Annotated in this window: 20 protein-coding genes; 11 read left to right on the top strand and 9 right to left on the bottom strand. The window is 71.5% G+C overall.

Annotated features, from left to right (window positions below; genetic code table 11):
- Nucleotides 1-153 precede the first annotated feature (153 nt).
- Nucleotides 154-879, top strand: coding sequence for a DsbA family protein (locus tag ACFYZA_RS34920; RefSeq protein WP_382598610.1), 726 nt, complete (start codon nt 154-156; stop codon nt 877-879).
- Here ACFYZA_RS34920 and ACFYZA_RS34915 read toward each other — a convergent pair.
- The gene (locus ACFYZA_RS34915) at nt 876-1,610 is read right to left on the bottom strand and encodes a rhomboid-like protein (RefSeq protein ID WP_382598652.1); all 735 of its coding nucleotides are present in this window, start codon (nt 1,608-1,610) and stop codon (nt 876-878) included. The two genes, ACFYZA_RS34920 and ACFYZA_RS34915, sit on opposite strands and share 4 nt — an antisense overlap.
- Before the next feature lie 371 nt (nt 1,611-1,981).
- Here ACFYZA_RS34915 and ACFYZA_RS34910 point away from each other — a divergent pair, with 371 nt between their 5' ends.
- Both ACFYZA_RS34910 and ACFYZA_RS34905 read left to right on the top strand, forming a co-directional pair.
- Nucleotides 1,982-2,467, top strand: a complete 486-nt coding sequence (locus ACFYZA_RS34910; protein ID WP_388494536.1) for a GNAT family N-acetyltransferase — start codon at nt 1,982-1,984, stop codon at nt 2,465-2,467.
- 340 nt (nt 2,468-2,807) lie between these two features.
- Nucleotides 2,808-3,491, top strand: a complete 684-nt coding sequence (locus ACFYZA_RS34905) for a pentapeptide repeat-containing protein (RefSeq protein WP_382598614.1) — start codon at nt 2,808-2,810, stop codon at nt 3,489-3,491.
- A gap of 125 nt (nt 3,492-3,616) precedes the next feature.
- On the opposite strand, the gene ACFYZA_RS34900 is transcribed toward ACFYZA_RS34905, so the two are convergent.
- The 3 genes from ACFYZA_RS34900 to ACFYZA_RS34890 form a co-directional block, all read right to left on the bottom strand.
- The gene (locus ACFYZA_RS34900; protein WP_382598616.1) at nt 3,617-4,117 is read right to left on the bottom strand and encodes a hypothetical protein; all 501 of its coding nucleotides are present in this window, start codon (nt 4,115-4,117) and stop codon (nt 3,617-3,619) included.
- A 426-nt stretch (nt 4,118-4,543) separates the two neighbouring features.
- Nucleotides 4,544-5,179 (bottom strand): response regulator, encoded by a 636-nt coding sequence (locus ACFYZA_RS34895; protein WP_388494535.1) that lies wholly within the window; start codon nt 5,177-5,179, stop codon nt 4,544-4,546.
- Nucleotides 5,176-6,540, bottom strand: coding sequence for a sensor histidine kinase (locus ACFYZA_RS34890; RefSeq protein WP_388494574.1), 1,365 nt, complete (start codon nt 6,538-6,540; stop codon nt 5,176-5,178). Before ACFYZA_RS34890 ends, ACFYZA_RS34895 begins: the two co-directional genes overlap by 4 nt.
- A 197-nt stretch (nt 6,541-6,737) precedes the next feature.
- Between ACFYZA_RS34890 and ACFYZA_RS34885 the strand changes: the two genes are divergently transcribed.
- Both ACFYZA_RS34885 and ACFYZA_RS34880 read left to right on the top strand, forming a co-directional pair.
- Nucleotides 6,738-7,292, top strand: a complete 555-nt coding sequence (locus ACFYZA_RS34885; RefSeq protein ID WP_388494534.1) for a heme-binding protein — start codon at nt 6,738-6,740, stop codon at nt 7,290-7,292.
- Between the two features lie 64 nt (nt 7,293-7,356).
- Nucleotides 7,357-8,805, top strand: coding sequence for a M1 family metallopeptidase (locus ACFYZA_RS34880; protein WP_388494533.1), 1,449 nt, complete (start codon nt 7,357-7,359; stop codon nt 8,803-8,805).
- Between the two features lie 65 nt (nt 8,806-8,870).
- On the opposite strand, the gene ACFYZA_RS34875 is transcribed toward ACFYZA_RS34880, so the two are convergent.
- Nucleotides 8,871-10,373 (bottom strand): M4 family metallopeptidase, encoded by a 1,503-nt coding sequence (locus ACFYZA_RS34875; protein WP_382598654.1) that lies wholly within the window; start codon nt 10,371-10,373, stop codon nt 8,871-8,873.
- Between the two features lie 403 nt (nt 10,374-10,776).
- Nucleotides 10,777-11,352 carry a TerD family protein gene (locus ACFYZA_RS34870; protein ID WP_161252700.1) on the bottom strand — a complete coding sequence of 192 codons (576 nt, stop codon included), beginning with the start codon at nt 11,350-11,352 and terminating at the stop codon, nt 10,777-10,779.
- 264 nt (nt 11,353-11,616) lie between these two features.
- Between ACFYZA_RS34870 and arfB the strand changes: the two genes are divergently transcribed.
- A complete protein-coding gene (gene arfB / locus ACFYZA_RS34865) occupies nt 11,617-12,051 on the top strand; it encodes an alternative ribosome rescue aminoacyl-tRNA hydrolase ArfB (RefSeq protein WP_382598656.1) in 435 nt (144 codons plus the stop codon).
- 133 nt (nt 12,052-12,184) lie between these two features.
- Here arfB and ACFYZA_RS34860 read toward each other — a convergent pair whose 3' ends face one another.
- Nucleotides 12,185-12,856, bottom strand: a complete 672-nt coding sequence (locus tag ACFYZA_RS34860) for an HAD family hydrolase (RefSeq protein WP_382598627.1) — start codon at nt 12,854-12,856, stop codon at nt 12,185-12,187.
- A 135-nt stretch (nt 12,857-12,991) separates the two neighbouring features.
- Here ACFYZA_RS34860 and ACFYZA_RS34855 point away from each other — a divergent pair, with 135 nt between their 5' ends.
- The 3 genes from ACFYZA_RS34855 (at nt 12,992) to ACFYZA_RS34845 (ending at nt 15,218) form a co-directional block, all read left to right on the top strand.
- Nucleotides 12,992-14,206 (top strand): helix-turn-helix domain-containing protein, encoded by a 1,215-nt coding sequence (locus tag ACFYZA_RS34855; RefSeq protein ID WP_388494532.1) that lies wholly within the window; start codon nt 12,992-12,994, stop codon nt 14,204-14,206.
- Nucleotides 14,207-14,412: 206 nt separating this feature from the next.
- Nucleotides 14,413-14,946, top strand: coding sequence for a hypothetical protein (locus ACFYZA_RS34850; RefSeq protein ID WP_388494531.1), 534 nt, complete (start codon nt 14,413-14,415; stop codon nt 14,944-14,946).
- Nucleotides 14,943-15,218, top strand: coding sequence for a hypothetical protein (locus ACFYZA_RS34845; RefSeq protein ID WP_382598633.1), 276 nt, complete (start codon nt 14,943-14,945; stop codon nt 15,216-15,218). The genes ACFYZA_RS34850 and ACFYZA_RS34845 overlap by 4 nt, the downstream gene beginning before the upstream one ends.
- Here ACFYZA_RS34845 and ACFYZA_RS34840 read toward each other — a convergent pair.
- A complete protein-coding gene (locus ACFYZA_RS34840; RefSeq protein ID WP_382598635.1) occupies nt 15,181-15,747 on the bottom strand; it encodes a flavin reductase family protein in 567 nt (188 codons plus the stop codon). The genes ACFYZA_RS34845 and ACFYZA_RS34840 overlap by 38 nt on opposite strands.
- A gap of 342 nt (nt 15,748-16,089) precedes the next feature.
- Here ACFYZA_RS34840 and cdgB point away from each other — a divergent pair, with 342 nt between their 5' ends.
- Both cdgB and ACFYZA_RS34830 read left to right on the top strand, forming a co-directional pair.
- A complete protein-coding gene (cdgB, locus tag ACFYZA_RS34835) occupies nt 16,090-17,763 on the top strand; it encodes a diguanylate cyclase CdgB (protein WP_388494530.1) in 1,674 nt (557 codons plus the stop codon).
- Between the two features lie 110 nt (nt 17,764-17,873).
- On the top strand, nt 17,874-18,866 hold the full coding sequence (locus ACFYZA_RS34830; RefSeq protein ID WP_388494529.1) for a CBM35 domain-containing protein: 993 nt from the start codon (nt 17,874-17,876) through the stop codon (nt 18,864-18,866).
- Between the two features lie 29 nt (nt 18,867-18,895).
- Here ACFYZA_RS34830 and ACFYZA_RS34825 read toward each other — a convergent pair whose 3' ends face one another.
- Entirely contained in the window at nt 18,896-19,816 is a 921-nt protein-coding gene (locus ACFYZA_RS34825) for a 1-phosphofructokinase family hexose kinase (RefSeq protein WP_388494528.1), read from the bottom strand.
- Between the last annotated feature and the right edge of the window lie 39 nt (nt 19,817-19,855).

Below are 19,855 nucleotides of genomic sequence, written 5' to 3'. Positions count from 1 at the left end.
CCATGGAATTCGCAGGTGGCGGGCGAGTTGCGGAATCCGTGGGACCAACGGCGGCGTGGGGCGGGACCTTTGGCGCGGGTGGCGGCGGGGGTGGGTGTTTAGTGTCGAAGGTCAGGTGGTTTCGCCGCGTTTGTGCCGAAGGGTTGAGTGTTCATGGGTGTACGCAGTTTCCGTCGTGCCGCCGTCGCGGCGGTGGCGGCCGCCGCCCTCGGCCTCTCGGCGGCCGCCTGCTCCTCCGGCTCCGGATCGGGCACGTCCGCGCAGGCGGAGCTGACCGCCAAGTCCTCCCCGGACGCGGCCACGCTGGCGAAACTGCCCGCGAAGGTCGAGGGTGCGGAAATCGTCGTCGGCGACCCGAAGGCGCCCCACACCGTGACGGTGTACGAGGACCCGCGCTGCCCGTTCTGCAAGCACTTCGAGGAGGGCGGCGCGGTGGCGGTCGCCCAGCTCGCGGCCGAGGGCAAGGTCAAGGTCCGCTACACGATCGCCTCGTTCCTCGACCGCAACTTCGGCGGGGACAGCTCCAAGCGGGCCGTCAACGCGATGCGGGCCTCGGTCGAGCGGGGCAAGTTCCCCGAGTTCCACGCGGCCGTCTTCGCCAGCCAGCCGAAGGAGGAGACGGACGACGCCTTCACCGCCGACAACCTCCTGAAGATCGCCGACCAGGTGCCCGGCCTGCGCGGGGCCGCCTTCGACAAGGCGGTGCGCGAGAACACGTACAAGGACTTCGTGAGCGCGGCGGAGAAGGCGTTCGAGGACTCGGGCGTCCAGAGCAGTCCCGTGGTCCTGATCGACGGCAAGAAGCCGGCGGGCGACGGCCGGGCGCTCTTCGACGCGGACGCGTTCAAGAAGGTGCTCGCCGAGGCGGGCGTCTCCTAGCGGGGGCCCCGGGCGGCGCCCTCGGGGTTCGGCCGGCGGGCCCGCCGGAGCCGCCGGCCGGCCGCGGCCGCACTCCGTACGGTGTCGGCCGGATTCCACGGCGGACCGCCCTGCCCGCGCGTGAGCGGATACCAGGCGAGCCCGACGAGCACGGACGCGAAGTGCCCCAGATCGGTGAAGGTGCGGCCGCTGATCAGCGGGGCGCCGTAGATGACGAGCACGCCGAGCAGGTAGAGGTAGCGGTACGGAGCCGCGATCCGGTACGTGAGTACGGCGACGACCCCGGCCAGCGCGTAACTCACGCCCACATCAAGGGTGTTGACGGCGGACTGCGGCGCATGGCCGTGCCGGATCGCCCACAGCAGAGCGCCCTCGCTGATGAAGGTGGCGGCCACGTGCGTACCGAAGGCGACGACCAGCCAGCGGGCGGTGCCGAGCCAGCGTTCGGCCTGGGCGTGGAAGACGCTGTAGAGCACGGCGTACGAGAGCCAGCTGCCGCCGTCGGTCCAGAACGCGCTCGCGATCAGGACCCGGCGGGGGTTGGTCGACAGCTCGTGGATGTTGGTGGACCGCTGCCGCAGGAAGTCGGCCTCGAACTCCGGTGACATGTGGCGCATGGCGATGGTGGTGACGAACAGCGCGGCCAGCCAGAGGTAGGTGCCGGGCGCGCTGCGGATGTACCCACCGATGCGGCGGCAGATGGAGCGCGGCACGTGCCGGATCGGTCGCATGCCGGGGGTGAGGGGCCTCATGCCCCGATTCACGCACGGGGGCGGGGTGCGTGGGCGGACCGACATCCCGGCCGCCGGTTCCGCCACCCCGGATCGCCTGGCATCCGCCTCAGGGCGGGCGGAGCGGCTGTCCGGACGAGGCTTCGGGGTGGGGCTTCCGGGTGGGTTCGCGTGGGGCTGTCCGGCCGGGGCTTCGGCGACAAGTGCGGCCGCAAGCCCTGTCCGGGCGGGGCTTCGGGGTGGGTCCGCATCCTTCGGGGCCGGCCGGCCGGTCCGCGTCCTTCGGGGGCGGTTCCGATCCTTCGGGGGCGGCCGGTCCGCATGACGAAATGGTCGTGCGGGGCACGGGAGCCGGTGCCTACCCTTCGCCCATGATCCGCAACGCCACCGCCGCCGACGTCCCCGTGATCCACGAGATGATCCGCGAGCTCGCCGAGTACGAGAAGTCCCTGGACGAGGTCCGCGCCACCCCCGCCCAGCTCCACGAGGCCCTGTTCGGGGAGCACCCGGCCGCCTTCGCGCACATCGCCGAGCACGAGTCGGGCGAGCCGGTCGGCTTCTCGATCTGGTTCCTCAACTTCTCGACGTGGCGCGGGGTGCACGGCATCTACCTGGAGGACCTGTACGTACGCCCCGAAGCCCGGGGCGGCGGTCACGGCAAGGCGCTCCTGAAGGAACTGGCCCGCATCTGTGTGGCCCGTGGCTACGACCGCCTGGAGTGGTCGGTCCTGAAGTGGAACGCGCCGACGATCGACTTCTACGAGTCGTTGGGCGCGCGGCCGCAGGACGAGTGGTCGGTGTACCGGCTGACCGATGCGGCGCTGGGGAAGCTGGGGGCGGCGGAAGCCGGGGCGTAGCCGCGGTCCGTCGTGGACGGAAGCGTTCCAGCCAGGCCGGGGTGTCCGGATCGGCGACGGCGAAGGCGGGCGCGACGCCATGCGCCCGCCGAGCGCGGCCCGCTCACCCGCCGGGTGCCGCGCGCCGACGTGGGTCCCCTTCCGTACGGCACCCGGCGCCGGTGGAACGGGCGCGTCCCCGGTCGTGGTCCGGTCGTGGTTCCGGTCCCGGAAGGCGTACGGAAACGGGACGGGACGGGCGGCTGGAATGTGACATGTCCAGGCCGCGAATTTATGGAGTGAGTGGTTCCCCCGGGTCCGAGCAGGGGTGATTGTCAGTGCCATGGTCCAGCATGGGGACATGGCAGCGGCACGGAGTGCGAAGAAGACGGCGGCTACGGCGGGTGCCCGCAGGGCGGAGGTGCGACTGCCGCCACTGGCGCCGTTCGGTGCGGGCGAGCTGGAGCCGGAGGGTGACTATGACGGGCTCGAGTTCAGGGATCTCGACCTGGCGCGCCAGCAGGCGCACAGCTCGCGCTTCCTCGACTGCGGCATGTACGGATGCGTCCTGGACGACACGCGGCTGACCGGAGCCCGCTTCATCGACTCGGTCCTCTCCGGGATCCGCGGGGTGGGTACGGATCTTGCGCGGGCCAGCCTGCGGGACGTGGAGGTGCGCGACGTCCGGATGGGCGGGGTGCAGCTGCACGGCTCGGTCCTGGAGCGGGTGCTGATCCGGGGCGGAAAGATCGACTACCTGAACCTGCGGGAGGCCGAGCTGCGCGACGTCGTCTTCGAGGGCTGTGTGCTCTCCGAGCCGGACTTCGGCGGGGCCTCGCTGGTAAGGGTCGAGTTCCACGGGTGCGAGCTGCGCGGGGCGGACTTCACCGGGGCCCGGCTCAAGGACGTCGATCTGCGCGGGGCGACGCTGCTCGACATCTCGCGCGGGGTGGAGCGGCTGGCCGGGGCGGTCATCAGCCCATCCCAACTCCTGGACCTGGCACCGGCGTTCGCGGCGCAGGTGGGGGTGCGGGTGGAGGCTTGAGCCCTCCTTTCGCTCCCGAGTCCCCTTCGTCCCGAATCCCCTTCGTCCCGAATCCCCTTCGTCCTGGTCCCCTTCGTCCTGGTTCCCCGGGGCCGGCCCCTCGGCCGGTTTGCCCAGGGGCGGGGTCAGTCGGTTCGGGGGAAGCGGGCCTGGAGGTCCCAGACGATCGGGTTTTCGCCGAGGTCCTCGTGGAGGTCGGTCAGGTCCGCGATCAGGTCGTGCAGGAAGTCCCTTGTCTCGCGGCGGAGTTCGGTGTGCGAGAAGGTGAGCGGGGGCTCGTCGGCGGGCATCCAGTCCGCTTCCACGTCCACCCAGCCGAAGCGGCGCTCGAACAGCATCCGGTCCGACGACTCGGTGAAGTCGATCTCGGCGTACTGGGGGCGGGCGGCGCGGGAACCCAGGGGGTTCTCGTCCAGCCGCTCGACGGTGTCGCACAGTGCCCAGGCGAAGTCGAGCACGGGCACCCATCCCCAGGCTGTGGACACCTCGCGGTCCGCCTTGGTGTCGGCGAGGTAGACGTCTCCGCAGAAGAGGTCGTGGCGGAGGGTGTAGACGTCTGCGCGGCGGTAGTCGATGCGGGTGGGGTCGGGGAAGCGGCGGGATAGGGAGTAGCCGATGTCGAGCACGCCTCGATGGTGCCATGGCTCGGGCGCCCGCCTTTTGCGGCCCCCTTCGCGGGCCCCCCTCCCGGGGGGCGGGTGGGCGTGGGCTCTGCCCTTGGGTCCGGGGGCGCTCAGGGGGTTGTTTTGCCCCACCCCGCCCCTTCCCGAGACCCTCCGGGGGTGTGAGTGGGGGTGGGTGGGCTTCCGGGGGCTGCGCCCCGGACCCCCTTTTTTCGGCTGCGGACCGTGGGTGGCTGGTCGCGCAGTTCCCCGCGCCCCTGTAGGTGACCCCGAATGACTCTGTGCTGGCCAGCATCGGGGCATCCTCAGCCCGTCCGGCGTTTGAGGACGAGCGCCCTTTAGGCGCGAACGGGGTCTGGGGCGGAGCCCCAGGGGCCCGGAACCTAACAACCCCGGGCCACGGGCGGGTGGGTGGGCAACCCCCCCCCGTCAGGGCAGAAGGCGATGTTCCTTGGCGACGGACACCGCCCCCGCCCGCGTGTCGACGCCGAGCTTCTCGTAGATGCGGCCCAGGTGCGTCTTCACCGTCGCCTCGCTGATGAAGAGCGCCCGGGCGATCTCCCGGTTGCCGAGGCCGTTGGCCAGCTGGGCCAGGATGTCGAGCTCGCGCGGGGTCAGGGCGGGCCGGGAGGCACCCCGCAGCCGGCTCATGACGCGGCTCGCCACCGGCGGGGAGAGGACGGTGCGGCCCTGCGCCGCCGCCCGGATCGCGGCGAACAGTTCCTCGGGCCGCTCCGCCTTGAGGAGGTAGCCCGTCGCCCCCGCCGCGATCGCCCGGGTGATGTCCGCGTCCGTGTCGTAGGTCGTCAGGACCAGCACGTGAACCCCGCTCGCCGCGATCCGCCGCGTAGCCTCGACGCCGTCGATGCCGGGCCCCAGCTGGAGGTCCATCAGGACCACGTCCGGCTTCAGCTTCGCCGCCGCGGCCACCGCCTCCTCGCCGCTGCCCGCCTCGCCGACGACCTCGATGTCCGGCTCGCTGCCGATGAGCGCGAGCAGCCCCGCCCGCACCACCACGTGGTCGTCGCAGAGCAGGATCCGTACGGGCACGGACGATGGGGTCATGGGCGCGGCTCCAAGGGGATCGCGGCGGACAGGACGGTGCCTTCGCCGGGGGAGGACTCGACGGTCAGGGTGCCGCCCAGCTGCCGTACCCGCGCGTGCATCGCGGGCAGGCCGTGCCCCCGTACGCCGGGGGACGGGGCCCGGGCGCCGAGGGCTCCGGGCGTGAAGCCCCGGCCGTCGTCCGCGATGTCCAGGACCACCTGGTCGCCCAGGTAGGTGAGGCTGAGCGCCGCCGTCGTCGCGCCCGCGTGCTCGCGTACGTTCGCGAGCGCGCCCTGGGCGATGCGCAGCAACGCCGAGCCGACCCGGTCGGGCAGCGCCGCGACCGGCGCCCCGTCGATGTGGCAGCGCACCTCGAAGGCCCCCGACTCCGCCGACTCGCGCGCCGCCAGCGTGCGCAGCGCCTCGTCCAGGCCGCCGCCCTCCGCGAGGTCGGCGGGGGTCAGGTCGTGGACGAACCGGCGGGCCTCGGCGAGGTTGCGTTCCGCGATGGACTCGGCGGTACGGACGTGACGACGCGCGGCGTCGGCGTCGGTGGCCCACACCCGGTCGGCCGCCTGAAGCAGCATCTGCTGGCTGGACAGGCCCTGCGCGAGGGTGTCGTGGATCTCCATGGAGAGCCGCTGGCGTTCGGCGAGGGTGCCCTCGCGGCGTTCGGTGGCGGCGAGTTCGCGCCGGGTGCGCAGCAGGTCGTCGATCAACTGCCTTTGCCGCTCGGCCAGTTCACGCTGCCGGTCCGCCTGGCGCTGCATCTGTACGAACACGGCCGTCGCGATGGCCGCCACGGCGGGCGGGGCGAGCACCAGATTCGGGTCGAAGCCGCTGGTCGAGAGCTCGACCTGGGCGATCACCACGAAGGCGGTCAGCACCGTCACGAGTACCAGCGCCGCGCGCGGCCGCAGCGTACGCAGACCGGTGTAGAACAGCGGGACCGCGCACCACGCGAAGCTCGGCGCGAGCACCACCAGGACCATCCAGGTGGCCACGACCCCGCCGAGCCAGGCGAGCCGGCGCGGGGTCGGCCGCGAGCCCAGCGCGGGCCCCAGCACGTACAGCAGGGCCAGCGCCGTCGAAAGGGCGATGATCCAGGGGGTGCGGGCGTCCCCGGGGTGCCGGATCAGGAACCGGGCGAGCGAGGCGCCGAGCAGCAGGAAGAACGCCGCGTGCATGACCACCGGAAGCCACCGCTCGGTGCCGGGAGCATCAGCGACGGGACCATCAGCGACGAGAGCATCAGCTACGGGAGTACCGGCTACGGGAGTACCGGCGGCGGGGGTACCGGCGGCGGGGGTACCGGCGGCGGGGGTACCGGCCTCGTCCTCGCCCTGATGCGTCCGCCCGGATCCGCTCACCCCGCTCACCCCGTTCACGCCTCCCGCTCCGCTCTCGCCCGCCGGACCTCTCACCTGCCCGTACGTACGGGCAGCCCCCTCATCGTCACCCGCCCCGGCCACCCCCGCATCAACCGATCGGCTGACGGGCCCATCCGCCGTAACGCTCCGCACGAGCAGCCGGTACGCCGAGGGGGAGGGCGCTCCCGCGCCGGGAGGATCGAAGCATGAACCTCACCACGAAGAACAAGAAGCTCGCCCTGTCCGCCACCGCGCTCGCCATCGCCGCAGCCGGCACCTTCGGCGTCGTCACCGCCAACGCCGCCAACGCGACCGGAACGGCCGCCCCCGCCGCGGCCGCCGCCTCCGGCCACAACCTCACCACCTCCACCCACCTCACCGTGGCCGCCGCCACCAAGGCCGCCCAGGCCGCACTGAACGAGGCCGTCAAGGAGAACCAGAAGGTGTCCGTCGCCGTGGTCGACCGCGACGGCAACACCCTGGTGACGCTGCGCGGCGACGGCGCGGGCCCGCAGTCGCCGGAGTCCGCCGAGCGCAAGGCGTACACCGCGATCTCCTGGAACGCGCCCACCTCCGAGCTGGCCAAGCGCCTCGCCCAGACCCCGAACCTGAAGGACATCCCCGGCACCCTGTTCCTCGCCGGCGGCGCCCCCGTCCAGGTGAAGGGCGCCCCGGTCGCCGCCGTCGGCGTGGCCGGCGCCCCGAGCGGCGACCTCGACGAGAAGTTCGCCCAGGCGGGCGTCGCCGCACTGGGGAAGTAAAGCCCTGGTAGGGGAAACACGGCCGCCGTGAGCGGGTGGCCGTGTCGCCCGTAGGATCACAGACGTGGACAAACGACCGGAGAGGCGGACAGTACCGGCACGGCTCGGGGGCAGCCGACACAGCCGATTCCGCCGTACCCGCCTCGCGGCCGTCGCGCTGCTCACCGCCCTCGCCGTCACCTCCTGCTCCGGCGGAGTGATCGGCACCCCGGGCGCCTCCGGCACGCGCGACGCGCTCTTCCCCAAGCTCGGCAACGACGGCTACGACGTCCAGCACTACAGCCTCGACCTGGACTACGACCCGGGGAGCGGGATCCTGAAGGGCGGGGCCACGATCGTGGCCAGGGCCGCCAAGGACCTCAGCGCCTTCGACCTCGACTTCGCGGGCATGGACGTGGAGTCGGCCACCGTCGACGACGAGGCGGCCGCCGTGAACCGCGCCGGTGACGAACTGACCCTGCGCCCCAGGGAGGACCTCGTCGAGGGCGAGACGTTCACGGCGTACGTGCGCTACTCGGGCCGCCCCAAGACCCTCACGGACCTCGACGGCTCCGAGGAGGGCTGGCTGCGTTCGCCCGGCGGGCGCGTGCTCGCGCTCGGCGAACCGACCGGCTCGATGGCCTGGTTCCCGTCCAACAACCACCCGAGCGACAAGGCCACGTACGACATCAAGGTGACCGTCCCCGACGGTCTGCAGGCCGTGTCCAACGGCGAGTTGGTGTCACGGACCGTCAACAAGGGCCGTGCGACGTTCAGTTGGCGTACCGAGCAGCCGATGGCCACCTATCTGGCGACCGTCGCGATCGGGCCGTACGAGATCGACAAGGGGACGACCAAGTCCGGCATCCCCATCTACAGCGCCATCGACCCCGGGGTGCGCAAGCAGACCGCCGATGTCGTCGCGCAGCTGCCGGACATGCTCGCCTGGGAGGAGAAGCGGTTCGGGCCCTACCCGTTCGCGTCCACCGGTGTGATCGTGGCGCCGGCGAAGGCCGCGGGCTACGCCCTGGAGACGCAGAACCGGCCCGTGCTGCCGCTGGACCACTTCGACGCCAGCACCCTGGTGCACGAGCTGGCCCACCAGTGGTTCGGCGACTCCGTCACCCCCGCCGCCTGGCGCGACATGTGGCTGAACGAGGGCTTCGCGCAGTACACGGAGTGGCTGTGGAGCGAGGACCACGGCGGTCCGAGCGCGCAGCAGATCTTCGACGGGGAGTACGCCAAGGACGACGGCGACGACATCTGGGCCTTCCCGCCGGCCAAGCCGCCGACCGCCGCCGACGTGTCGGGGCGGCCGGTGTACGTGCGCGGCGCCATGGTCGTCCACAAGATCCGCGAGGCCGTCGGCGACGCCAGGTTCCGCACCCTGGTCCAGGACTGGGTGCGGGTCAACCGCCACGGAAACGCCTCGACCAAGGACTTCATCCGCTTCGTGGACGAGGAGGCGGGCCACCGCCTCTCGGCGGTGTGGGACACCTGGCTCTACGGAGACGGAAAGCCCGACACCCCGTAGGGTGCCGGGCTCAACTGCCCGTGGAAGCAGGCGTGTTGGTGCCCTGCTTCAGGACTTCGGGCGGGTCACTTCACGTTGATGGCGGTCCAGGCGGCCGCCACCGTCTTGTACTCGGTGCTGGTCGTGCCGTACAGGTCGCCCGCCGCCTTCAGGGTCGCGGCACGCGCGGCCTTGTAGTTGGTGGTCGAGGTCATGTACGTGGAGAGCGCCTTGTACCAGATCTTGTACGCCTTGACGCGGCCGATCCCGGTGACCTTGGAGCCGTCGTACGTCGGCGAGTTGTAGTTCACGCCGTTGATCGTCTTCGCGCCGCTGCCCTCGGACAGCAGGTAGAAGAAGTGGTTGGCCGGGCCGGACGAGTAGTGCACGTCCTTGTTGCCGACCCCGCTCGACCAGTAGTCGGCCGAAGCGCCGTCCTTGCTGGGCTTGTCCATGTAGCGCAGCGGGGTGCCGTTGCCGTTGATGTCGATCTTCTCGCCGATGAGGTAATCGCCCTTGTCCGAGGCGTTGTTGGCGAAGAACTCGACCGAGGTGCCGAACATGTCGCTGGTCGCCTCGTTGAGGCCGCCGGACTCGCCGCTGTAGTTCAGCTTGGCGGTGGCCGCGGTCAGGCCGTGGCTCATCTCGTGGCCGGCCACGTCGAGCGCGGTGAGCGGCTTGTTGTTGCCCTGGCCGTCGCCGTACGTCATGCAGAAGCAGCTGTCGTCCCAGAACGCGTTGACGTACGCGTTGCCGTAGTGGACCCGCGAGTAGGCGGCCTTGCCGTTGCCCGCGATGCCGTTGCGGCCGAGCTCGGTCTTGTAGAAGTCCCACGTCTCGGCCGCACCGTAGTGGGCGTCGACGGCGGCGGTCTCGCGGTTGGACGGCGAACCGTTGCCCCACGTGTCGGTGGACTTCGTGAAGAGCGTGCCGGTGCCGGAGCTGCCGCCCTTCAGGTCGTACGTCTTGTGGCCGCCGCGCGCGGCGTCGGTGAGGCTGTAGGTCGAGCCGCTCTTGGTGGTGCCGAGCGTGACGGTGCCGGAGTACTCGCTGGTCCCGGTGCCGGTCTCGATCTCCTCGTGGGAGTAGATCTGGGCGCCGGTGGCGGCGTCCGTGACGATGTCGCGGCGGCTCGGCGTGCCGTCCGGCTGGGTGCCGGTGACCGTGCGCTCGTACGCGAGGACCGGCTTGCCGGAAGCGGCCCAGACGACCTTGCGCGAGCCGGTGGGGGCGGCCTTGAGCGAGGTGGTGGTGGCGACGGCTATCTTCGCGTCGGTCGCCTTGTCGACGCCCTTGACGGCGCCGTCCTTCGAGGAGTGCACGACGAGGTCGCCGCCGAGGACGGGCAGGCCGTCGAGGGTGCGCTCGTAGCGGGTGTGGACCGTGCCGTCGGCGTCCTTGATGACGTCGCGGACGACGAGCTTTTCCTTGGCGCCGAGCCCGAGTTCCTTGGCGGTGGCGGGCGCCGCGTCCTGCGCCGCGCTCAGGGCGTCGGCGCGCTGGGCGCTGCTGAGGTCCAGGGCGGTGGCACCGGCGGCGCGGTCGGTGGCGCCGGCGGTGGAGCCGGCCTGTACGCCGACGACGACCATGGCGGCGGATGCAGCAAGAGCGGCGGCACGCAGAGTGGTTCGCACTCGGTGGTCTCCTTCACTCGTTCCGTGGGGGCGAATGGGAGACTGCCAGCCGATGACCACTCCTTGACAGTGACGCGACAACTATTTGACCTGATCGTGTCCGAAAACAGGTCGATGCTGTCCGCTGACCGACTAATTCAAGCCGCGCGTAAGGGAGTTGGGGGGAGGGCGCGTGTGCGCGCCGCGAGCGCGCGGAGCCTTCGTCCGGAGCCTTCGTCCGGAGTCCTCGTCCGGAACTTCGGTCCCGTGCCTTCGCCCCGCGCCTCCGTCCCGAGCCTTCGTCCGGAACGCGGAAGTGCCCCCGGCTTCTCCCGCCGGGGGCACCTCCACGCTCAACTGCCGTCGCAGCGCCCGAACGTCAGACGCTGACGCCGAAGTCCTGCGCGATGCCGACCAGGCCCGAGGCGTAACCCTGGCCCACGGCGCGGAACTTCCACTCGGCACCGTTGCGGTACAGCTCGCCGAAGACCATCGCGGTCTCGGTCGCGGCGTCCTCGCTCAGGTCGTAGCGGGCGATCTCGGCGCCGCCGGCCTGGTTCACGATGCGGATGTACGCGTTGCGCACCTGGCCGAAGTTCTGCGAGCGGGTCTCGGCGTCGTAGATGGAGACCGGGAAGACGATCTTGTCGACGTCGGCGGGCAGACCCGCCAGGTTGACGTTGATCGCCTCGTCGTCGCCCTCGCCCTGGCCGGTGGTGTTGTCACCGGTGTGGACGATGGTCTGGTCCGGCGTCGACTTGTTGTTGAAGAAGACGAAGTGTCCGTCCGAGTAGACCTTGCCCGTCGCGTTCACCGCGATGGCCGAGGCGTCGAGGTCGAAGTCGGTTCCGGTGGTGGTGCGGACGTCCCAGCCGAGGCCGACCGTGACGGCGGTCAGGCCCGGGGCCTCCTTGGTGAGCGAGACGTTGCCGCCCTTGGACAGGCTTACAGCCATGGGATGTCCCCTTCATCGTGGTGTGCGGGCTTCGAGCCGTCCCGAAGCTACCGTCATCCCCCATAACGTCGGCAGGGGACCGAGAGGTTCCATCCCGCTTTGCTTTCTTTGCCAAAGGGCCGTCAAGAGCCGTCAGGGGCCGTCATGCGGCGGCCGAGGCCCGGCGCCGAAGGCCCGTGGCGGGGGACCGGGCGGCCGCCGAAGGGACACCGGGGGCCCGTCGGGGGTGAAAAGCGCGTGACGAGGTGCCCCGCACCCGGCACCATGGATGTCATGTCCGGGCCCTATTTCATCCGCGGCTCCGTCTCCCTCCCGGAGGCCGAGCTGATCTGGCGTTTCTCCAGGTCGTCAGGGCCCGGCGGCCAGCACGTCAACACCAGCGACTCGCAGGTGGAGCTCCGCTTCGACCTCGCGAAGACCGAGGCGCTGCCGGAGGTCTGGAAGGCCCGGGCCCTGGAGCGGCTCGCGAGCCGGCTCGTGGGCGGTGTCGTCTCCGTACGGGCGTCCGAGCACCGCTCGCAGTGGCGCAACCGCGAGACGGCGGCCGTCCGCCTCACCTCCCTGCTCGCCGAGGCCACCGCCCCGCCGCCCAAGCCGCGCCGCGCCACGAAGATCCCGCGCGGCATCAACGAGCGCCGCCTGCGTGAGAAGAAGGCCCGCGCCCAGACGAAGAAGGGCCGCTCGGGGCGCGACTGGTAGGTGCCGGGCGGGGGCGCCGGTGCCGGGCCCTTCCCTCGGAGATGCCGGGCCGGGTGCCGGTTCGGCCTTCGGCGGCGGTCGGCGGCGTCGGCCCGAGAAGCCTCCGGCTCCCGTAGGGGTACGACGATGGCCCCTACGCCCCCTCGGCGATCAGCATCACCAAACGCTCCGTATCGGACAGATCCGGCAGGACCGCGAACGGCCCACAACCGCGCAGCTCGTGCTCGTCACTGCTCCCCGTGGCCACGGCGATGACCCGCACCCCGTTAGCGAGCCCTGCCTGGACGTCGGCCGGGGTATCGCCGATCAGCACCGTGTCCGCGGCCGTCGCGCCGGAACGCTCCAGGGCAAGCCGTACCAACTCCGCTCGTCCGTCCGCGTCTTCACCATAGGCGCCGAGCTCCCAGCGGATGTGCCGGTCGAGCCCGAACACAGCCAGCTTGATCCCCGCCACGGCCCGTACGTTTCCCGACACCACGGTCTGTGTCACGCCGGCCGCGTCAAGGGCTCCGAGGGCTGCCGCAGCGCCGGCCAGCGCAACCCCGTGCTCGCGCAGTTCACCCGACCGAGTCCGATGCTCCTCGGACAGCACCTGGGCGAACTCCTCGAAGTCCGCTCGCCCAGTAACCAGGCCGTGCAGCTTCGCGGTCTCCCGAAAGATGACCGGCTCTGTAATCCCGTCGATCTTCGCCTGCTCCCGCATCGGCTGCCCCGTCACACGAAGGAACGCCGCAGCCGACAGCTCCCTCCCCACCCCACGTGTCGAGATCAAAGTGTGGTCGATGTCCCACAGCACCAGCCGCATGTCCGGCCTCCCCAACTCCCCGAATCCCACAAGGTATCGAGCCTGTGCACCGATGGTCACAGAAAGTGTCCGCGACGTGTGTCGTCGCCCTAGGCTGACGGAACACCCACCACGCGGGGAGGGAGCGAGCACAACATGGACGCACCAAGACTGCCGATCGGTGGGCGGATCGCGTACTACCGCACCAAGAACGGCAACCGCACACAGGCCGCCGTCGCCGGTCTTTGCGGCATCAGCGAGCGCTACCTGTCCCTCATCGAGAACGGCGCACGCGTCCCCTCCGCCGCCGTGCTCTCCCGCCTCGCCGCCGAACTGGGCGTACCCGTCGCCGCTCTCCTCGCCGAGCAGACCCCACCCGAACTCCCGGCACCCGTGACCGACGAACCAGCCATCGCCCGCGCACTCATGGGCTACGGCCCAGCCCGGTCCGGCGAGCCCGTCGAGTCCGCAGTGCTCCGTGAGCGGGTCGAACGGGCGTGGCGGATCTGGCAGACCTCAACGACGCGCTTCACTGGCATCGCCGTCGTGCTCCCCGCTCTCATCGTGGATGTCGAGCACGCGGTACGTGTCCACCGCGACGGCAGCGACCCGGCGGCCCGGCGTGATGCCCTGCGCACGTCTGTCGACCTGTACGGGCTGCTGCGCTCCTACTGCCGCCGTGTTGGGCGCCTCGATCTGTCCCTGATGGTCGCCGATCGGGCCGTTCGCGCCGCCGAAGACGCCGACGATCCGGTTCGGATCGCCGCGGCATCCTGGAATCTCGGCCACGTTCTGCTCTCCGATCCTCGCGACGACGCCCTCGAAGAGGCCGCCGACATCGCACTCAATGCCGTCAGCCGACTCGACCGCGAGACCAGAACCCCTCGGATCAGCGCCATCCAGGGCGCCCTGGAACTCGTCGCCGTTGTTGCAGCGGCCCGCCGCCACCAGTGGTGGAACGCCCGAGCGCGCCTGGCGGAGAAGGCCGTCCCCCTCGCGAGGGAGGCCGGGGAAGGCAACGTGCAGCACACCGTCTTCGGTCCCACGAACGTGGAACTGCACGCCCTCAGTATCGAGATGCTTGCCGGCGAGTCGGCCGAAGCGCTGCGAGTCGCGGACGAAGTCGACACCGAAGCCCTGCCCAGCCGGGAGCGGCAGTTCACGTTCACTCTGGAAGTAGCTCGCTGCTACGCCATGCGCCGGGACGACGCCGCGGTCCTCGTCCACCTCCTCGCACTGGAGGAACTCTCACCGGAGGATCTTTCGCGCAGCCCGACGGCGATCACCCTCATCGCAGAACTGCGCAGACGGGTACGGCCCACCTATCGCCGCCAGGTCGACAGCCTTGCCGAACGTCTCCACATCACCTGACGGACCCGAACCCTGGGTTCGCCCGAACTCCCTGTTCGGGCAACGGGTCTGATCCGCCCCTACCTTCACTCCATGCCAGTGAAGGAACCGGAGCAGATGATGAACGTGCCTCGCAGAAAGGCCCGCACTCGGCCCAGTGTCGGAGGTGCCCGTCCGACCTTGGCCGACGTCGAACGGGACGCCGTCAAAACCCCCGGCGCCGCAGCATGAGCACCACGGACGTACGAGAGCTCACCGCGTGGCTCGCGGGCCCGATGCCCGAGGCCGTACCGGCGCTCCGGGAGTGGGGGCGCGACCCGGAGGCGACTCCCGTGATCGCGCTCGGGGCCCGGTTCGACGCCGTCAGGGTCGCCGACGCGGTCGTGCACGCCGCCGTGGGCAGCACCGCGCACGCGACGCCGGCCTGGTTCCTGGCGGAGTACCTCCAGGGGGCGGTAGTACGCGATTCGGGCGCGTACTACGCCCTCGTCCCGACCCGGACCGCACGGGGCTGGCAGGCCCCGGCGAGCCGTTGCCTGGGGCGTGGGTCCGGGCTGGCGGTTCCGCACCCCAGCCGCAGGCAGGGGCCGCGTACGCACTGGGCCGTGCCGCCGGAACGCGTGGGTGACGTGTGCGATCCCGTCCGGGTCGCCGATCTGGCGCGGGTCGGGCAGGAACGGCTCCTCGACCGGCCGGCACCGAGAAGGTGGTCGCAGCCCCCGCACGCTCCGGCCGTGCTCGACGAGGGAGCCACGACGTGAAGCAGTGGGACTACGTCGTGTACGAGCGTGACGGCCGCACCGGTCTTGTCACCCTCGATCTCGGCGACGGCCTGATGAGGGTGGCATTCCTGCGGCCGCCCCCGTGGGGGCAGTTGAGCGAGGCCACGATCCGCACCGGCGCCCTGAGCCCTGCCTCGGCCAAGCGCACGGAAGCCGCGCGTGCGGCAGGGCTGACGCGGGAGTCCCAGAGGAGCTTCCTGCCGGGCCGTGGCGTCACCCCAACTGCCGGTACCGTCCCCGGAAGTACGTGAGCGGCCCGCCCTCCGCGCTCGGCAGGTTCGCCGTCAGGACGCGGCCGATGGCCAGGGTGTGGTCGCCCGCCTCCATGCGCTGCTCGGTGCGGCACTCCAGGGTCGCGAGCGCGCCGCCGACCAGGGGGGCGCCGCTCACCTCGCCCCGGGTGTAGGGGATGTCCTCGAACAGCAGGCGGTCGCTGATCCGGCCCTTCATCGCGAACCGGCCCGCGATGTGCCGCTGGCTCTCTGACAGCAGCGACACCGCCCACAGCGGCTGTTCGGCGAGGAGGTCGTCCATCCGTGAGCCGTTGCGCAGCGAGATCAGGACGAGGGGCGGGTCGAGGGAGACCGAGAGGAAGGCCGTCGCGGTCATGCCGACGTCTTCGCCGCGTGGCCCGTCGTCGCTGTCGTGCGCGGTCACCAGGACGACGCCTGCGGCCAGTCGGGACATCGCGGCGCGGAACTCGTCATTGCTCACCCCCACAGGATGCGGGGTTTCCGGAGCAAGTGCGGAAAGGGCGGCGGTCAGGGGTGTCTGCAACACAAGCGGAACGCTAGTCTCCTGCCACCGCGAAGCGCATCGGGCCTTGGGACCAGGCGGGACCTAGGTCCCTGGGCCGATGCGGATCCGGCCGCCGCGCGCCGCGCGTGAAGGCTCCGTCCGTTCTCGGCCCGTTCTCAGTTTGCGTTCAGGAAAGGTAGGGGGCAAAGACGGAAAGAACGGCCAACACCCCATCATCTGCTGTGACTTGAGTCACAGAAGGCACTATTTGTTGACCCTGTGTACCGGCTAGACAGCTCGCTGTGATTCAGTGGCTGGACAGTGCACAAAGGAATGCCGATCTGAAGCCAGGAGTTGCTGTCGAGGTCTCGGGGAGAGCGAGCAATGGAGACCGAGTCGGAGCCCTACGTCCGTCTTGCGACCCTGCGGCAGCTGCACCAGGTGGTCGGGGAACTCAACACGGCCCGCAGCCTCGCGGACACGTTGCAGACCGTCGCGGACGGCGTCATCGCCGGGCTCGGCTACGAGCTGGCCTGCGTCAACCTCGTACGCCCCGACGGTGACCTGGTCGTCGCCGCCTTCGCGGGCAACGCCGCCGCCGAAGCCCTGATCACCGGCCGGGTCGGCTCGCGCACCTCCTGGGAGCGCCGCCTGGCGATGGGCGAGGACTGGGACGGCCTGCGCTTCATCCCGCACACCGAGGGCTGGGTGCTCCTGGAGGACGACGTACCGCAGTGGTACACCGAGGGCCCCGACCCCCGGTTCGAGGACGAGTGGCATCCCCAGGACCGCCTCTACGCCCCGATGTACTCCGCGGGCGGCACCCAGGAACTGCTCGGCGTCATCTCCGTCGACAAGCCGCGCAACGGCCGCAAGCCCGGCGCCTGGGGGCGGGAAGCCCTCCAGATGTACGCGTCGCAGTCCGCGATTGCGATCAGCAACGCCCGGCTCCGCGCAAACATGCAGCGCGCCCTCGTCCGCCTGGAGCGCGAGCAGCAGGCGCTGCGCGCGAGCGAGGAAAGCTTCCGGCAGGCCTTCGAGTACGCGCCCTCGGGCATGGCCATCGCGGAGATGGGCGGCGACCAGCACGGGCGGCTGCTGCGCACCAACGACGCGCTGTGCCGGCTGCTCGGGCGGCCCGCCTCCGTCATGCGGCGCTACTCCTTCGCCGACCTCGTGCACCCCGAGGACATAGGGACGCTGCTGCGCACCTCCGCCGAGGGCGGCCGGGCCGAGCTGCGGCTCGGACGGCGCGACGGCACCTATGTCTGGGTGTCGCTGCGCAACTCCGTGGTGGCCGACACCGCCGACGGGCCGCGCTTCCTGCTCACCCACGTCGAGGACATCGAGGACCGCAAGCGGCACGAGCTCCAGCTCGCCCACCGCGCCTCGCACGACGCCCTCACCGGCCTGCCCAACAGCGCCGAGCTGCGCGCGAGGCTCTCGGCCCGGCTCTGTCCCCGGCCGCACTCGGTCGGCCCGGCGGCCACCGCCGAGTCCCTGGACGCGGCCTACGGCCGGCCGCCGGGCGCGGCCGAGACCGAGGTGCACGGGCACGCCTTCCGCGCCGACGGCTTCGACTTCGAGGCGGTGCCCGGCGGCGGACCGTACGACCACCACGTCCACACCGTGGCCCCCGACAGTGAGATCGACGACGGTACGAAGGGGCTCGCGGTGCTCTTCTGCGACCTCGACGGCTTCAAGTCGATCAACGACAGGTTCGGCCACCACACCGGTGACGCCGTCCTGATCGAGGTCGCCCGCCGCCTCACCACCGGGGTCCGCGACGGCGACACCGTCGCCCGGCTCGGGGGTGACGAGTTCGTCGTCCTCGCCGACGGGCTCGGCGCGGCGGACGCCGCCGACCTGGCGGTCCGGCTCCGCAACGCGATCATTCCGCCCATCCGGGTCGACGGCCGGGCGGTCCGCGTCGGGGCCAGCTTCGGCATCGGCTGGGCCAGCTGCGGGATGTCCGTGGAAGAGGTACTGCGCTCCGCGGACCAACGGATGTACATCGAGAAGCGCTCCCGCTCCAAGGTCCACCGCCGCGCGGGCTGACCGCGGCCCGGCCCCGGCGGTGTGTGGTCGGGGCCAGATCGGGCAGTGGTCCGTTCGGGGTAGGCTCGGCCGGTCGGCGACGGCTGGCGGACAGTGAGGAGTGACCCCGGATGACGACGCCCGGCAACAGCGGCGCGAACACCCCCGAGGACGACGATCCGTTCGGCTACCTCTACGAGGACGGGCAGGCGGCAGGCGCCAACCCGCCCCGCAACGGTGGCGGCTACGGCTACCCGGGTCCGACGGTGGGGCACCAGCAGCCCGGAGTCCCCAGGACGTCGTACAACCAGGTGCGCACGGTCGGTGAGCGCAAGTACGGCGGCCAGATCCCGCAGCAGCAGTACCAGGGGCCGCCACAGCAGCACCAGGGGCCCCCACCGCAGCAGTACGGGCAGCCGACCGCCCAGTACGCGGCCCCCGAGACCTACCCCGGCGGCGCCCCGCCCCGCCAGGGCCCGCCCCCGCAGCAGAACGGCGGTGGCGGCCGGGGCCCCAACACCAAGGGCCTGTTGATCGGCGCGGTCGCCGTGGTCGCGGCCGTCGTCATCGGCATCGCGGTGGCGCTCGCCAGCAACAGCGGCGACACGGACAAGAAGGACAACGCGGCCAATCCGGGCAATTCGGCGTCCGGTCAGGCCTCGTCCACGCCGAGCGGCGACCCCTCGTCCACGCCCTCCGGCTCGACGGAGCTGCCCAAGGGCGACGCGGCGACGCTCACGCTCGGCGGCTCGGCGCAGGTCGGCACCAATGTGCCGGGCGCCAAGGGCACGGGCGGCGCGTTCGTCGGCAACTTCAACAACGTGGGCGCCTCGGTCACCTGGAAGCCCAACGTGCCCAAGGCCGGCGCGTACAAGCTGCGCCTGCGCTTCGGTGTCCCCGGTGCGGACGCGAACGCGACGATATCGCTCAACGGCAAGGCCGAGTCGCGCCCGATGAACATGCAGAACTTCGCCCACTCCCCGGCGGGGGACTGGGCCAAGGGATGGCAGACCACGTTCGCGAACGTGACGCTCAACAAGGGCGTCAACGAGATCAAGCTGTCCTGCGAGCAGGGCAACCAGTGCAACGTCAACCTCGATCAGCTCTGGCTGACCACCGACTGACGACCCGTCAGATATAGTGGACGCTCGGCTCAGGGCGCGTGCTCGGTCACGCGCACCGAGCCGAGCGTCTTCTCGTAGGTGGCGCGGTCGAACTCGCCCGCCGTGGGCGCCGCCACGGTCGCCGCGGACAGGGCCACCGCGCGCGTCAGCCGGCCCGGCCAGTCCAGGCCCTCGACCAGGCCCGACAGCAGTCCGGCCACCGCCGAATCGCCCGCGCCCGTCGGATTGCCGCGCACAACGGCCGGCGGCGCCGCCTGCCACAGGCCGTCGGGGGAGACGGCGAGCAGGCCCTCGGCGCCGAGCGAGGCGACCACCGTGTGCGCGCCGCGCCCGCGCGCGTCCCGCGCCGCCCGCAGCGGCTCGCGCGAACCGGTCAGCTGCGCCAGCTCGTCGGCGTTCGGCTTGACCAGATCGGGCCGCGCCGCGATGCCCCGGCGCAGCGCCTCCCCGCTGGTGTCCAGGAGCACCGGCACCTTCGCGGTGCGGGCCTGGCGCACCAGCTGCGCGTACGCGCCGACCGGCAGGCCCGGCGGCAGGCTTCCGCACAGGGCCACCGCGTCGGCGCCCGCGAGCAGCCGTCCGTACGCGGCGAGGAAGGCGTCCCACTCGGAGGGCGAGACCAGCGGTCCCGGCTCGTTGAGCTGGGTGGTGTCGCCGGTCGCCGCGTCCACCACGGCGATGGTCCGGCGGGTGGCGCCCTCGACGGGGACGAGCTCGTCGACGGGCGCGTCCTTCGCGAGCAGCGCGCGCAGCACCTCGCCGCTCGGGCCGCCCACGAATCCCGTGACGACCGCCTCGTGCCCGAGCGCGGCAAGCACCCGGGCGACGTTGAGGCCCTTGCCGCCGGGGCGCTCCGTGACCTCGTCCACGCGATGGCTCGCGTGCGGTACGAGGGCGGGGATGCGGTAGGTGATGTCCAGTGCGGTGTTCAGCGTGACGGTCAGAATCACCCGGTGATCATGTCAAACGGACGGCGGCAGGCCCAGACC

The sequence above is a fragment of the Streptomyces sp. NPDC001828 genome, assembly GCF_042892175.1.
Classification (GTDB): Bacteria; Actinomycetota; Actinomycetes; order Streptomycetales; family Streptomycetaceae; genus Streptomyces.
This window is presented reverse-complemented; position numbering and strand designations above follow the sequence as displayed.